Here is a 13,745-nt window from a genome sequence, read left to right as displayed (position 1 = left end):
GCGCGCGGGCGTCGGCGGTGGCGCAAGTGACACAAGGGGATGGTCCACACCACCTAGCGGCGCGCCTCTTAGGCCTGTCTCAGGCCGTCGTACGAGACTAGTGTCCGTGCGGATTCTTGTCGTCGACGACGATCGCGCGGTACGCGAGTCACTGCGCCGGTCGCTTTCCTTCAACGGCTACTCGGTCGAACTGGCCCACGACGGCCTCGAGGCGCTCGACATGATCGCCAGCGATCGCCCCGACGCACTGGTGCTGGATGTCATGATGCCGCGGCTGGACGGTTTGGAAGTGTGTCGTCAGCTCCGCAGCACCGGCGACGATCTGCCGATATTGGTTCTGACCGCCCGCGACTCGGTTTCCGAGCGGGTGGCCGGCCTCGACGCCGGTGCCGACGACTACCTGCCGAAGCCGTTCGCGCTTGAAGAATTGCTCGCGCGGATGCGTGCCTTGCTGCGCCGCACGAAGCCCGACGACACCGCCGAGTCGGTGGCCATGCGGTTCTCCGACCTCAGCTTGGACCCGGTAACCCGTGAAGTCACCCGCGGGCAGCGCCGCATCAGCCTCACCCGCACCGAGTTCGCCTTGCTGGAGATGCTGATCGCCAACCCGCGACGGGTGCTCACCCGCAGCCGCATCCTCGAAGAGGTGTGGGGCTTCGACTTTCCCACCTCCGGCAACGCGCTGGAGGTCTACGTCGGGTACCTACGCCGCAAGACCGAGGCCGATGGCGAGCCGCGGCTGATCCACACCGTCCGCGGGGTGGGTTACGTGCTACGCGAAACACCGCCCTGATGCTCGGGTTCCGCCGCCGAAAGCGGGTACCGCTGCGAACGACCAGCTCGTTGTCCCTGCGGTGGCGGGTCATGCTGCTGGCGATGTCGATGGTGGCCATGGTCGTGGTCCTGATGTCGTTTGCGGTGTACGCGGTGATCTCGGCCGCGCTCTACAGCGACATCGACAATCAGCTGCAAAGCCGCGCGCAGTTGCTGATCGCCAGCGGATCGCTTGCCGCCGACCCGGGCAAAGCCATTGAGGGCACGGCGTATTCGGACGTCAACGCAATGCTGGTCAACCCCGGTCACTCGATCTACACCGCCAACCAGCCCGGACAGCACCTGCCCGTCGGCGGCCCGGAAAAGGCCGTCATCCGAGGCGAGTTGTTCATGTCGCGGCGGACTGCGGCCGATCAACGGGTACTTGCCATCCACCTGCCCAGCGGCAGTTCACTGCTGATCTCCAAGAGTCTGAAGCCGACCGAGGCGGTCATGACCAAGCTCCGCGCGGTACTGCTGATCGTCGGTGGTGTCGGTGTGGCGGTCGCCGCGGTGGCCGGGGGGATGGTCACTAGGGCCGGGCTGCGTCCGGTGGGCCGCCTCACCGAGGCGGCCGAACGGGTGGCCCGAACCGACGACCTGCGGCCCATCCCGGTCTTCGGCAGCGACGAATTGGCCAGGCTCACCGAGGCATTCAATCTGATGCTGCGGGCGCTGGCCGAATCTCGGGAACGGCAGGCCCGCTTGGTCACCGACGCCGGCCACGAGTTGCGCACCCCGTTGACGTCGTTGCGCACCAACGTCGAACTGCTGATGGCGTCGATGAAGCCGGGAGCGCCGCGGCTGCCGGAGCAGGAGATGGTCGACCTGCGTGCCGATGTGCTGGCTCAGATCGAGGAATTGTCCACCCTGGTAGGCGATTTGGTGGATCTGACGCGCGGCGACGCCGGTGAAGTGGTGCACGAGCCGGTTGACATGGCCGATGTCATCGATCGCAGCCTGGAGCGGGTCAGGCGGCGACGCAACGACATTCACTTCGACGTCGCCGTGATTCCCTGGCAGATCTACGGTGACGCCCCCGGGCTGTCGCGGGCGGCGCTCAACCTCATGGACAACGCAGCCAAGTGGAGCCCACCGGGCGGCCACGTGGGCGTCACGTTGCGACAACTCGACCCGTCGCACGCCGAGCTGGTGGTTTCCGACCGCGGGCCCGGCATTCCGCCGCAAGAGCGGCGGCTGGTGTTCGAGCGGTTCTACCGGTCCGCGTCGGCGCGAGCGATGCCGGGTTCGGGCCTGGGCCTGGCAATCGTCAAGCAGGTGGTGCTCAACCACGGTGGATCGCTGCGGGTCGAAGACACCGTCCCGCGGGGCCAGCCCCCGGGAACATCGATTTACGTGCTGCTGCCGGGCCGCCCGATGCCGGGTCCGCCCCTGCCCACCGCCGCCGTCGATACCAGTGCCGCGACCGAGGACGGCGATTCTGCTGAGGGCGCCGAGGACTCCGCGAACTCTCGGAGTTCGACGAACGTTATCTCAGTGGATTCTCAGTCCGCGCGCGCAAGGTAGTGGTGCAGTTACTGTTAACAGCAAGCCCATGTCGGCAACGCATGGCCAAGCACCGGGGCCTACTAACCCCCAGTAGAGGAAGAGCGACTTAGCGACATGACGAATCACCCGAGGTATTCGCCACCGCCGCAGCAACCGGAATATCGTGCCGCGCCCAACCAGCCCGTCCCTCCGGCTTATGCGCAGGGGTCCGGGCAAACATACAACCAGCAGTTCGACTGGCGCTACCAGCGGTCGCAGCCCCAGTACGGCCGGCCCTATGACCCCTTCGCGGGGACCGGGCCGCGGCCACTGCCGGGCGGTACCGGGGTGGGCCCGCTCCCCGGTGGTACCGGGCAGGGCCGTGCCGGTGGCGGCACCGGTCCGGGCCCGATACCCGGCATCCTTCCTCCGATGACACCGCCCCCCACGGTAATTCAGCAACGACGCCCGCGTGCCGGCATGCTGGCGATCGGTGCACTCACGATCGCCGTGGTGTCGGCCGGCATCGGCGGCGCGGCGGCATCGGTCGTCGAATTGAGCCGGTCACCGGCAAGCACCAACGGTCGCGGAGTGGTCGCCAGCGGCGCTCCCAGCATTCCGGCAGCAAACATGCCGGCGGGTTCGGTCGAGCAGGTGGCCGCCAAGGTGGTCCCCAGCGTCGTCATGCTGGAGACTGATCTGGGGCGCGCATCGGAAGAGGGTTCGGGCATCATCTTGTCCAGCGACGGGCTGATCTTGACCAACAACCACGTGGTTGCGGCCGCCGCCAAACCGCCGGCCGGCGCCCCGCCGCCGAAAACCACGGTGACCTTCTCCGACGGCCGGACGGCGCCGTTCACGGTGGTTGGCGCCGACCCGACCAGCGACATCGCGGTGATCAAGGTCCAAGGCGTCAGCGGCCTCACCCCGATATCGCTGGGGTCGTCGTCGGACCTGCGGGTCGGTCAGCCGGTCCTGGCGATCGGTTCACCGCTGGGTCTGGCCGGCACGGTGACGACGGGAATAGTCAGCGCCCTCAACCGGCCGGTGTCGACAACCGGCGAGTCCGGTAACCAGAACACGGTGTTGGACGCGATCCAGACCGATGCCGCCATCAACCCGGGTAACTCCGGTGGTGCGTTGGTCAACATGAGTGGTCAACTGGTGGGCGTCAACTCGGCCATTGCCACTTTGGGCGCGGATTCCGGTGATGCGCAAAGCGGTTCGATCGGCCTGGGTTTCGCGATCCCGGTCGACCAGGCCAAGCGGATTGCCGACGAGCTGATCAGCACCGGTAAGGCAACACACGCCTCACTGGGCGTCCAGGTCACCACCGACAAGGGCATTCCCGGCGCCAAGGTGGTCGAGGTGGTGCAGGGCGGCGCGGCCGCCACGGCCGGAGTGCCCAAGGGTGTCGTCGTCACCAAGGTGGACGACCGACCCATCAACAGCGCCGACGCGCTGGTCGCCGCCGTGCGGTCCAAGGCGCCGGGCGACAAGGTGGCGCTGACCTTCCAAGATCCCTCGGGCGGCACGCGCACCTTACCGGTGACGTTAGGCAAGGCAGAGCAGTGATGAAGGCAGGTCCTCCGTTGTCAGACCTCGGATATACGGTTGCACCCATGGAACAGAGTGCGGAGTTGGTGGTGGGCCGGGCGCTTGTCGTCGTCGTCGACGATCGCACAGCCCATGGCGACGAGGACCACAGCGGCCCGCTGGTCACCGAGCTGCTCACCGAGGCGGGGTTCGTGGTCGACGGTGTGGTCGCGGTCTCGGCCGATGAAGTCGAGATCCGCAACGCGCTGAACACCGCCGTGATCGGAGGGGTGGACCTGGTGGTGTCGGTGGGCGGGACCGGCGTCACGCCGCGCGACGTCACCCCCGAGGCCACCCGTGACATCCTGGACCGGGAAATCCTCGGCATCGCCGAAGCCATCCGCGCCTCGGGACTGTCTGCGGGGATCATCGACGCCGGGCTGTCGCGCGGCTTAGCGGGCGTATCCGGAAGCACCTTGGTGGTCAACCTCGCCGGTTCCCGCTATGCCGTACGCGACGGCATGGCGACGCTGAATCCGTTAGCCGCTCAGATCATCGGACAATTGTCGAGCCTCGAGATCTGACCTTCGGCCGTAAGCCACGGCGGATCAGGTGTCCGCGCGCGGCCCGTGGTCCGGCGGGGGTGACACAGACGTAGCCGCGCCGCCGTGCCTGCCCGACGGGCCGTCGCCGTTCGTTTGGGCCAGCAAGTCGCGGATCTCAGTGAGCAGAACCACCTGCGCGTCGTCCGCCTGCTCGACCTCACCACGTTTGCGCAGCGTGTTGTAGGGCAGCACGATGAAGAAATACAGCACGAACGAGATCAGGAAAAAGCTGATCGCGGCCGACACGAGAATGTTCAGGTCGAACTTCTGGTCGCCGATGTATCTGGTCAAGAAGCCGACGTTGGACTGCTGATTGACCCCGATCAAGTTGATCAGCGGCGTAATGATGCTGTCGGTGAAACCTTTGACCAACGCCGTAAACGCCGTACCGATCACCACTGCGACGGCCAGGTCGACGATATTGCCCCGCGCGAGAAACTCTTTGAACCCTTTGAGCATGGGTAGCGCCTTTCACAGTCGGTCTTCGGTCTGATCCTGCTCGCGTGCCGGACCAGTGGCCCGGCACGTCGAAGCCAGACGGTATCTCAGAAGCCGGGTATTTGTGGCTGCAGGCTCAATGCAAAGTCAACGTCACCGTCTGGCCCAACACCGCGCCTGCGACCGCGTTCGCCAGGCGCGCCGGCAGGGCAACCAACAGGACGCGGTCATTGTGGGACTGAAGCTCCTGTTTGGCCGACACCAGCACCACGACGGCGTCGGTGGCTACGACCTTGCTGGCCGGCGCGGCGACCGCCGGCGAGTCGGCGGCCGGCGCGGCAAGCACGTCCACCACGTCGCCGACCCGGATGAGGTCGATCAGCGCGCTATCGGCCAGATGGAGCGGGACGATGCGGGCATCGGGCCCGGCCGTGGACTCGGCCAGCCGGCTGCCCAGGATTCGCACATCGGTGAGCACCTCGCCGCGTCGTGCCGGGCCGGCCAGCGTCGAACCGACGACTGCCCCCAGCGCGGTCTGTGACCCGTCGGGAAGTGTTGCGGCCCAACGTTCTTCCAGCCGGACGTCGTCGGAGGTCAAGGAACTGCCCGGGCGCAGATCACGGGTGGCGACCACCACCTGCGAACGGTCGACCTGGGTATTCGACCGCAGCGCTGCAACGCCGGCCAGCACGACGAGGCCGCCGGCGGCGATCCGCCGGGCCAGAACGGTGCGAGTCCAGTCCGGGCGGAGCAGTATCGACAGGCGGCTGAACAGGGTTGCGTTCAGCGATGGTTCGGCCACGTGCACACCGTATGCGCGGTGCGGCTCCGGTGCTGCCGGTCAGGCGCGGACCTGTGGATAACCGGTCAGCTCGCGGCGCCCGCGGTAACCGGGGCGGTCGTGTTGGTGGATTTCTCCGCCGCGCTCGACGACTTAGTCTCGCTCGATTTCGGCTCGCTTGATGACGAGCCGTTGGTGGAGCTCTTCGACTTCTTGTCCGTTTCGCGGCTGTCGGTGCGGTAGAAGCCGCTGCCTTTGAATACGACGCCAACGGAGTTGAACAGCTTGCGCAGCCGACCGGAACACTTCTCGCAAGTGGTCAGCGCATCGTCGGTGAAGGCCTGCACAACGTCGAAGCGGTCGGCGCACTCGGTGCACGCGTAGCTGTAAGTCGGCACAAGAACCTCCGGGAAAATTCGTTCTGGGCTAGCACTCTACCTTTTCAAGTGCTAGAACCGCCACGTGACGCGAGCCATTCCCGAGTCACACTCCCGAGGCCTGCCCGCCCGAAAGCGCGATCAATCCACGTGCGGGTGTGATGACACCGGTCATTCGCACGTCATGCGGTTGGCAGGGCAGCTCGTCGACCAACTCCTCGTCCCGGACCAGCGCAATCAGCCGGGTGCGCGGGCCGATGCCGGCCAGTGAGCGGTCGTAGAAGCCAAGCCCCTTGCCCAGCCGCACGCCGCGGCGGTCGACGGCCAGCGCCGGCACCAGTATCAGGTCGGCCTCGGCCACCGCCGATTCCGGCAGCCACGGCTCGGGCGGCTCCCGGAGCCCCCACCGGCCTCCCACCAGCTCTCCGGGGCGGTACTCGCCCCACAGCAGCGGCAACGGAACCTTGTCCGCGGCGACCCGGGCCACCGGCAACAGCACCCGGGCCGCGCGGCGCCGCAACGCCTCCAGCATCTCCATCGATCCGGGTTCGCCGCTCACCGGCACGTACGCGCAGACCGTGATGCGACTGCTCGCCAACGGCTCCAGGTGACGGATGAACGATTCGGCCTCGGCGGCCCGGACATCGCCGGCAACCAGCCGACGGGCGGCCTGCAGCCGTTGCCGCAACGCCGCCTTGTCCGCGCTTGTCACGCCCACAACGATGACAGGCCGGGATTTGATTGCGCCGGACCCTCCCGGCAAATCCGGTGAGCGTTATCGTGGGAACGATGTCGACAGATGTTCCGGTCCCTTTCACGGCGATCGTGCCCGCAGCCGGCCTGGGCACGCGGTTTCTGCCCGCGACCAAGACCGTGCCCAAGGAGCTGCTGCCGGTGGTCGATACGCCCGGCATCGAGTTGGTGGCCGCCGAGGCCGCGGCCGCCGGTGCCGAACGCCTGGTGATCGTCACCTCCGAGGGCAAAGACGGTGTGGTCGCCCACTTCGTCGAGGACTTGGTGCTGGAGGGCACCCTCGAGGCGCGCGGCAAGACGGCCATGCTGGCCAAGGTGCGTCGCGCCCCCGAGCTGATCAAGGTCGAGTCCGTGGTACAGGCCGAGCCGCTGGGACTCGGCCATGCCATCAGCTGCGTGGAGCCCACTCTGGCCGCCGACGAGGACGCCGTCGCGGTGCTGCTGCCCGATGACCTGGTGCTGCCGACCGGGGTGCTGAACACCATGTCGAAGGTCCGGGCCCGGCTGGGCGGCACCGTGTTGTGCGCCATCGAGGTGACGCCGGAGGAGATCAGCGCCTACGGAGTTTTCGACGTTGAACCGGCCCCTGACGCCAAGATGCCCGACGTGCTTCGGGTGAAGGGGATGGTCGAAAAGCCCAAGGCGCAGCACGCCCCGTCGATGTATGCGGCGGCCGGTCGCTATGTCCTCGACCGGGCGATTTTTGATGCGTTGCGCCGCATCGACCGGGGGGCGGGCGGCGAGGTTCAGCTCACCGACGCCATTGCGCTGCTGATCGCCGAGGGCCATCCGGTGCACGTGGTCGTGCACCGGGGATCCCGACACGACTTGGGAAATCCCGGCGGGTACCTCAAGGCTGCGGTTGACTTTGCATTGGATCGGGACGACTATGGCCCGGATTTGCGGCGATGGTTGGTGGCGCGATTGGGCCTGACCGAGCACGAGCACTAGCCGGGCGGCCCGCCATCAAGGGCGAGCCGGGTGATCGGGGCCAGCTCGCCCCTTTGACTCGACGGAAAGGCGCGCTGTGCGTTCTGTGGAGGAGCAGCAGGCCCGGATTTCGGCCGCCGCGGTAGCGCCGAGGCCAATCCGTGTAGCCATTGCCGAGGCACAGGGTCTGATGTGCGCCGAAGAAGTGGTGACCGAACGGCCGCTGCCCGGTTTCGATCAGGCCGCAATCGACGGCTACGCGGTGCGCAGCGTCGACGTGATGGGAGTCGGCCAAGACCTTGGACCCGGGACCACCGAACTCTTTGCCGACGACGCGAGCCTCGAGGGCCGCGAGGTGGTGACCCTGCCGGTCATGGGCACCATCGAGGCCGGTGCGCGCACCCCAACCAGGCTGCAGCCACGGCAGGCGGCCCGGGTGCAGACCGGGGCGCCGCTGCCCACCCTGGCCGACGCGGTGCTGCCGTTGCGGTGGACCGACGGCGGGATGTCGCGGGTGCGGGTGCTGCGCGGCGCGCCGTCGGGCGCCTACGTCCGCCATACCGGTGACGACGTACAGCCGGGTGACGTGGCGGTGCGGGCCGGCACCATCATCGGCCCGGCGCAGGTGGGGCTGCTGGCCGCCGTCGGGCGGGAACGGGTGCTGGTGCATCCGCGTCCGCGGCTGTCGGTCATGGCCGTCGGCGGCGAGCTGGTCGACATCTCTCGGACCCCCGGCAACGGGCAGGTGTACGACGTCAACTCCTATGCCCTGGCCGCCGCCGGACGCGACGCCGGGGCGGAGGTGAACCGAGTCGGCATCGTCAGCAACAACCCCAAGGAACTGGGCGAGATCGTGGAGGGTCAGCTCAACCGCGCCGAACTTGTGGTGATCGCCGGCGGGGTCGGTGGCGCGGCCGCCGAAGCGGTCCGTTCAGTGCTGTCCGAGCTGGGCGAGATGGAGGTTGTCCGCGTCGCGATGCATCCGGGATCGGTCCAGGGGTTCGGCCAGCTGGGCCGGGATCGGGTTCCGACGTTTCTGCTGCCGGCCAATCCGGTCAGCGCCCTGGTGGTTTTCGAGGTGATGGTCCGGCCGCTGATCCGGCTGTCGCTGGGCAAGCGTCAGCCGATGCGCCGGATAGTGCAGGCCCGTACCTTGTCGCCGATTACCTCGGTGGCCGGGCGCAAGGGCTTCCTGCGTGGTCAGCTGATGCGCGATCAGGACAGTGGCGAGTACCTGGTGCAGGCGCTGGGTGGAGCCGCGGGCGGGTCGTCGCACCTGCTGGCCACCTTGGCCGAGGCCAACTGCCTGGTTGTGGTTCCTACCGGAGCAGAGCAGATCCGCACCGGCGAGATCGTCGACGTCGCCTTCCTGGCTCAGCACGGCTAGGCGTAACCTCGGCATCTTCTCGTGAACCTGTGGCGCTCGAATTACCGGCATCCCGGCTGGCCGATGAACATCGGGCCGCTGCGGGTCCGAGCGGGAGTGGTCCGATTGCGACCGGTCCGGATGCGCGACGGCGCGCAGTGGAGCCGGGTCCGGCAGGCCGATCGTGCGCACCTGGAGCCATGGGAGCCCAGCGCGGAAGGTGACTGGACGTTCCGGCATTCGGTGGCCGCGTGGCCGGCGGTGTATTCGGGTCTGCGGTCGGAGGCCCGCAAAGGCCGCATGTTGCCCTACATCATCGAGCTCGACGGGAAGTTCTGCGGTCAATTGACCATCGGCAACGTAACCCACGGAGCGCTGCGGTCAGCGTGGATCGGCTACTGGGTGCCGAGCACCCATACCGGTGGGGGCGTGGCCACCGGGGCCTTGGCGCTGGGCCTGGACCACTGCTTCGGCCGGGTGGGACTGCATCGGGTGGAGGCCACCGTGCGTCCGGAGAATGCCGCCAGCCGGGCTGTTTTGGCAAAGGTCGGCTTTCGGGAGGAGGGACTGCTGCGCCGCTACCTCGAGGTCGACTCGGCGTGGCGCGACCACGTTTTGGTGGCGATCACCATCGAAGAGGTCGACGGATCGGTGGTGTCGCGGCTGATCCGCGCGGGGCGGGCCAGTTTGCCCTGATCCTGATGACCACGGCATCCAGCGAGCCTCAAGGCCTGCCGCGTCCGCCGAGAAAACTGTGGCTGACGCGACACGTGTGACAAGTGGTGCTTGTGAGAGGCAAATTACAGGTGTGTAATTGTCCTAGGCGCTTGAGCCGGGCCGCGTTGGCCAACGATGGGGCCGCGCGGGGATCGGAACTGAAGAGAGCAGGTCATCATGCCAAGCATCCCGCAGTCGCTCTTGTGGATATCGCTGGTGGTGCTCTGGCTGTTCGTGCTGGTGCCCATGCTCATCAGCAAACGCGACGCGGTGCGGCGCACCAGCGACGTCGCCCTGGCGACCCGGGTGCTCAACGGCGGTGCCAGCGCGCGCCTGCTCAAACGCGGGGGGCCCGCCGCCGGTCATCGCAGCGACCCCCACTGGAAACCGGAGGAAGACTGGGCTCACGACCCTGCCGGCCAGGCTGATGACGATGCGGATCAGGACACCGCGCCGGTCCATGACGTGGCGTCGGACGCCGAGGTTGCTGGCGAGGTCGATCGCCCGGGTGCGGTCGTCATGCGGGTCGGCGCCGCGGGCCAGGCCGGCGAAACCCAGGCCGACAGGCCGGATTACCTGGACGTCGAGGTGGTCGAGGAGAGTGCGGGGGCGCTTCCGGTCGGGGCCAGCGCCCGGATGGCCGAGCCCATGCCGCCAGCCGTCGATGCCCGATCCGATGCCGACGAACTCGCTGTCGCGGACGACACCGCCGACGAATCCGAACTCGACACCGCAGAGCTGTTCGCCGTGCGAGCCGGCCACCAGGAACGTGCCGAGCGTGCCGATGACGAGTATGAATACGTCGAGGACTCGTCCGGTTTGGAACCGCCGGAGGATCCCCACGACGACCATGACGCACCGGCGAGTTTCACCCCGGGCGCCTCGCGGCGGCGCCGATTCGACACCAAGACCGCCGCCGCGGTGAGCGCGCGCAAGTACGCGTTTCGCAAACGCATGCTGATGGCGATGGCGCTGGTCCTGGTGGGCTCGGCGGTTGCGGCCTTCGAGGTGACGCCGCTGGCATGGTGGTTGTGCGGTACCGCCATCATGGTCACGCTGCTCTACCTGGCCTACCTGCGCCGGCAAACCCGCATCGAGGAGAAGGTGCGCCGTCGCCGGATGCACCGGATGGCGCGGGCGCGGGTCGGTGTGGAAAACACGCATGACCGCGACTACGACGTGGTGCCGTCCCGGCTGCGGCGTCCGGGCGCAGTGGTCCTGGAAATCGACGACGAGGACCCGATCTTCGAACACCTGGACAACGCGGTTCCGATGCGCCACTACGGGTGGTCACGCGATCTGCCGCGCGCCGTCGGTCAGTAAGGCCGGCAGGTTCGGTCATCGGCTGCCGTGGCTGGTAGCCTGCTAGCGATCAGGGGCTATGGCGCAGTTGGTAGCGCGACTCGTTCGCATCGAGTAGGTCAGGGGTTCGAATCCCCTTAGCTCCACAAAGCGAATACCCAGCTGAAAGTGGTCCAGTCATTTAGCTGTCGGCGGTTTGTGATCGCCCGGTACGTATGTGTACGCAACGCGATTCTTGCTAGGTTGCTCGGACATGCAGGTGAGCCGCAGAGGCGTTGAGGTCACGCTCTCCCGAGCTCACCCGCGAAAGGGCTTGGCCTTCTCGTTTGACACTACGATTGTGTGTGCAGCACCCAGATCGAGGAGAGGTTGAGTCGCCGAAATGGGCATACAGAACTTCAACATGGTGCTGGTCGGAAGCAATATTCCGCTATCGACGATCGACTTGGACGACTTCGCCTATCGGAATCGGCCGCTTGATGCGGCTTTTCGCATACCGGTGGCGCTCCAGGCAGAGGCAAGAGGTGTGTCGCTAACCATTCTCGCGGAGCGCTTTCAAGTCGCGGTCACTGAGCCGAATGAGATCGTGGACGACGCGAGGGGCCTGGTCCAGCTGGCGGAGGCGTTCTTCGGATACGTGGGACCTCGATCACATACGGCCATTGGCCACAATGCTCTATTTACGATTGACGGAACTTCAGGAAGGAAGGACGAGATCCGCCGCGCTCTTATCGACATGGACCGCCACAAGAACTCACTGGGCGTGACCTGGTCGGGGCTGACGCGACCGTGTTCTTTCGTCTCGACCAGGAGTTTGTGACTCGGATGACTTTCATGACCATGGTTGAGGGTGACATTGAGGTCGACGTGAACATCAATTACGAGCGCGCACATTTGAACGCAGCTGAGGTGGTCACGAGATTTCCGCACAACCTTGAAGCGATTGCGGCCATCGCTGACAATCTTAGGACGAGGTTAGCTGGAAGGGTCACGTCATGATGGGGACTGCGAACAGGTCGCAGGTATCTACGACCTGGGAACAGATCGACGCGGATGAGGTCAGTGTGCTGCAGGCACGCGCGGCCCGGGAAGCCGAACTTGTGTTGACTCCGCATTCAGATAATGAGCGCTTGGCCCTGACGGCGATGTTCGATTTTGCTACTACTTCCAACCTCCCCAAGCTATTCGCTCAGCCAACCACCTCGATCCTGCGTACATCGGCATACCGGTACGGTCCAAGCCGGGTTCTGAGTGACTTAGTTGAGATGTTGCATGGCGCCATACTCGAGGAGAATCGGCATCTCGGCGGGGCCGCTGCAGACCAGTATCTGTACGAGGACCAGTCGCTCTTTGAGGTGCCGGATGATTGGTTTGCTGAGTTGCGTCAGACGAAAATCCTTGTTGACGAGGATTTTGAACTCCCCTGGGCGGACGGCTGAGCAGCAAATAGCGATGCTGACAACCGAGCTTGGCGACAAACTGCGCCAAGGTGACGCTTGCTCGGTGCCAAGCTTTCCGAGGTAGACCCCGGAGAGCACCAAGGTGAATCACATACGACCGGTCATGCTGGTGGTTGAGGCCTGGGATAGGCCGATGAAGTCGGACGACGAAGGCCACTTGGTCGTCGTGTGCTCGTATGACTGTGATTTTGTGAACCCCCGCGATCGCGCGGGCGTGTTGTTGGCGCCGGTGATGAAAATGCCCGCCTCCCCTGGGAGTCCGCGAGAGGCCGAGATTCTGGCGAGTGACGTGATTCGCGATGGCAAGATGGGATATGCCAATCTGTTCCCGCTTGTTCTCCCGGCAGAGAGCGAGAAGCGGCTGGCTGTCGTTGACTTCAGTTCGATGGCGACCCTGGCATCGGTTGAAGCTGCCCTTGCGGTGCTCACCGCGGGATGCATCTTCACGATGACGCCAACTATGCGTCTCGCATTCAAGCAAAAACTCGCGCTTTTCTTCACCGACCCGGAGACGATTGATGCTTGATGGTCAAGGAAAGTGCCCTTTTACCGGTCGTTGTTTCCGACCGACGCCGACATGGCGCGGTGGGAGCAGCTCTTGGGTGATTCGGCCTTCGTGGCCGCCATCGGCCAATTTTGGCGGGATGACGAACGATTGTCCGTGAGCACGCCGTGAGCACGAGACCGCGTGTGCGGTGCTGGCGACTTCGCGGGCCGACACCTTCGGGACCGACGACTTCGTACGGGTCCGGTAAAGATCCGGTACGAACGAGCATTCGCACAGCTTCACGTAGCCGTCACAGCCAACGCTGTTACCTGGAGTTTCTCTCGCGGTCACCACAACTTGTCGGCCACGAGGTCCAAGTCTTCACCGGAGAATCTGGGGCCGGTCATCGGTCGGCGTGCGGCCAGCACCGTCGAAATCCATTCGATGCCTCGCGGCGGCCCGGATGCGTCGTGGCTTGACCGCCGTCTGCAAACCGACGGGTTGGAATACACCGACCGCTACGACGTGTCAGACGAAACCAAGCAGTACGTCGTCACCGCGCTAGCCCGGATTTTTCGCGGAATACCGGTGTCGTTGGGTGTTGATACGCGAAAGTGCCTGTCCTACAAGGAATGATTGGATTTGTCTAGGATTCAATCGTTCCAGTGGGAAGGCACCTCGCAGGTGAACAG

General features: G+C 65.9%; 15 protein-coding genes, 1 tRNA gene and 1 pseudogene. 13 read left to right on the top strand and 4 right to left on the bottom strand.

Annotated elements, in window-relative coordinates:
* Positions 1–106 precede the first annotated feature (106 nt).
* The 4 genes from mprA to EET13_RS22695 all read left to right on the top strand — a co-directional run bounded on the left by mprA (position 107) and on the right by EET13_RS22695 (position 4,421).
* Positions 107–793 (top strand): two-component system response regulator MprA, encoded by a 687-nt coding sequence (mprA, locus tag EET13_RS22715; RefSeq protein WP_036393573.1) that lies wholly within the window; start codon positions 107–109, stop codon positions 791–793.
* Entirely contained in the window at positions 793–2,340 is a 1,548-nt protein-coding gene (locus EET13_RS22710) for a HAMP domain-containing sensor histidine kinase (RefSeq protein ID WP_122444382.1), read from the top strand. The genes mprA and EET13_RS22710 overlap by 1 nt, the downstream gene beginning before the upstream one ends.
* 96 nt (positions 2,341–2,436) lie before the next feature.
* Positions 2,437–3,876 carry a S1C family serine protease gene (locus tag EET13_RS22700; RefSeq protein WP_122444381.1) on the top strand — a complete coding sequence of 480 codons (1,440 nt, stop codon included), beginning with the start codon at positions 2,437–2,439 and terminating at the stop codon, positions 3,874–3,876.
* Complete coding sequence (locus EET13_RS22695; RefSeq protein WP_122444380.1) at positions 3,876–4,421, top strand: MogA/MoaB family molybdenum cofactor biosynthesis protein; 546 nt, start codon at positions 3,876–3,878, stop codon at positions 4,419–4,421. Before EET13_RS22700 ends, EET13_RS22695 begins: the two co-directional genes overlap by 1 nt.
* A 24-nt stretch (positions 4,422–4,445) precedes the next feature.
* On the opposite strand, the gene mscL is transcribed toward EET13_RS22695, so the two are convergent.
* From mscL to EET13_RS22675, 4 genes are all read right to left on the bottom strand, one after another.
* The gene (gene mscL, locus EET13_RS22690) at positions 4,446–4,901 is read right to left on the bottom strand and encodes a large-conductance mechanosensitive channel protein MscL (protein ID WP_122444379.1); all 456 of its coding nucleotides are present in this window, start codon (positions 4,899–4,901) and stop codon (positions 4,446–4,448) included.
* Between the two features lie 115 nt (positions 4,902–5,016).
* A complete protein-coding gene (locus EET13_RS22685) occupies positions 5,017–5,682 on the bottom strand; it encodes an SAF domain-containing protein (protein WP_122444393.1) in 666 nt (221 codons plus the stop codon).
* 65 nt (positions 5,683–5,747) lie between these two features.
* The gene (locus EET13_RS22680; protein ID WP_122444378.1) at positions 5,748–6,059 is read right to left on the bottom strand and encodes an FmdB family zinc ribbon protein; all 312 of its coding nucleotides are present in this window, start codon (positions 6,057–6,059) and stop codon (positions 5,748–5,750) included.
* A gap of 85 nt (positions 6,060–6,144) precedes the next feature.
* Positions 6,145–6,750, bottom strand: coding sequence for a 5-formyltetrahydrofolate cyclo-ligase (locus EET13_RS22675; protein ID WP_122444392.1), 606 nt, complete (start codon positions 6,748–6,750; stop codon positions 6,145–6,147).
* A gap of 77 nt (positions 6,751–6,827) precedes the next feature.
* On the opposite strand from EET13_RS22675, the gene EET13_RS22670 reads away from it, so the two are divergent.
* From EET13_RS22670 to EET13_RS22630, 9 genes and pseudogenes are all read left to right on the top strand, one after another.
* Positions 6,828–7,742, top strand: coding sequence for a UTP--glucose-1-phosphate uridylyltransferase (locus EET13_RS22670; RefSeq protein WP_122444391.1), 915 nt, complete (start codon positions 6,828–6,830; stop codon positions 7,740–7,742).
* A gap of 76 nt (positions 7,743–7,818) precedes the next feature.
* Positions 7,819–9,108 (top strand): molybdotransferase-like divisome protein Glp, encoded by a 1,290-nt coding sequence (gene glp, locus EET13_RS22665; protein WP_122444377.1) that lies wholly within the window; start codon positions 7,819–7,821, stop codon positions 9,106–9,108.
* Between the two features lie 21 nt (positions 9,109–9,129).
* Complete coding sequence (locus EET13_RS22660; RefSeq protein ID WP_211186505.1) at positions 9,130–9,783, top strand: GNAT family N-acetyltransferase; 654 nt, start codon at positions 9,130–9,132, stop codon at positions 9,781–9,783.
* Positions 9,784–9,981: 198 nt separating this feature from the next.
* Entirely contained in the window at positions 9,982–11,127 is a 1,146-nt protein-coding gene (sepX, locus tag EET13_RS22655) for a divisome protein SepX/GlpR (protein ID WP_122444375.1), read from the top strand.
* 52 nt (positions 11,128–11,179) lie between these two features.
* Positions 11,180–11,252: transfer RNA gene (locus tag EET13_RS22650), tRNA-Ala, on the top strand.
* A gap of 236 nt (positions 11,253–11,488) precedes the next feature.
* Positions 11,489–11,926: a hypothetical protein gene (locus tag EET13_RS22645; RefSeq protein WP_122444374.1), complete on the top strand. Its 438-nt coding sequence runs from the start codon at positions 11,489–11,491 to the stop codon at positions 11,924–11,926.
* A 175-nt stretch (positions 11,927–12,101) separates the two neighbouring features.
* Positions 12,102–12,545: a hypothetical protein gene (locus EET13_RS22640; RefSeq protein ID WP_122444373.1), complete on the top strand. Its 444-nt coding sequence runs from the start codon at positions 12,102–12,104 to the stop codon at positions 12,543–12,545.
* Positions 12,546–12,699: 154 nt separating this feature from the next.
* Entirely contained in the window at positions 12,700–13,092 is a 393-nt protein-coding gene (locus tag EET13_RS22635) for a hypothetical protein (RefSeq protein WP_136623229.1), read from the top strand.
* Between the two features lie 405 nt (positions 13,093–13,497).
* Positions 13,498–13,626, top strand: a pseudogene (locus tag EET13_RS22630) (SAM-dependent methyltransferase); the annotation flags it as partial.
* Positions 13,627–13,745: the final 119 nt, after the last annotated feature.

Origin of the sequence: Mycobacterium attenuatum (assembly GCF_900566085.1) — a bacterium.
In the GTDB taxonomy this organism is placed as follows: Bacteria; Actinomycetota; Actinomycetes; order Mycobacteriales; family Mycobacteriaceae; genus Mycobacterium; species Mycobacterium attenuatum.
Note: the sequence above shows the minus strand (reverse complement) of the source record. Positions and strands in the feature narration are given on the sequence as shown.

Bases quoted from the DNA above. Each gene is read 5' to 3' on its own strand.
- EET13_RS22710 (WP_122444382.1), top strand. From the start codon at position 793: ATGCTCGGGTTCCGCCGCCGAAAGCGGGTACCGCTGCGAACGACCAGC.
- EET13_RS22700 (WP_122444381.1), top strand. From the start codon at position 2,437: ATGACGAATCACCCGAGGTATTCGCCACCGCCGCAGCAACCGGAATAT.
- EET13_RS22695 (WP_122444380.1), top strand. From the start codon at position 3,876: ATGAAGGCAGGTCCTCCGTTGTCAGACCTCGGATATACGGTTGCACCC.
- mscL (WP_122444379.1), bottom strand. From the start codon at position 4,901: ATGCTCAAAGGGTTCAAAGAGTTTCTCGCGCGGGGCAATATCGTCGAC.
- EET13_RS22670 (WP_122444391.1), top strand. From the start codon at position 6,828: ATGTCGACAGATGTTCCGGTCCCTTTCACGGCGATCGTGCCCGCAGCC.
- sepX (WP_122444375.1), top strand. From the start codon at position 9,982: ATGCCAAGCATCCCGCAGTCGCTCTTGTGGATATCGCTGGTGGTGCTC.
- EET13_RS22645 (WP_122444374.1), top strand. From the start codon at position 11,489: ATGGGCATACAGAACTTCAACATGGTGCTGGTCGGAAGCAATATTCCG.
- EET13_RS22640 (WP_122444373.1), top strand. From the start codon at position 12,102: ATGATGGGGACTGCGAACAGGTCGCAGGTATCTACGACCTGGGAACAG.
- EET13_RS22635 (WP_136623229.1), top strand. From the start codon at position 12,700: ATGAAGTCGGACGACGAAGGCCACTTGGTCGTCGTGTGCTCGTATGAC.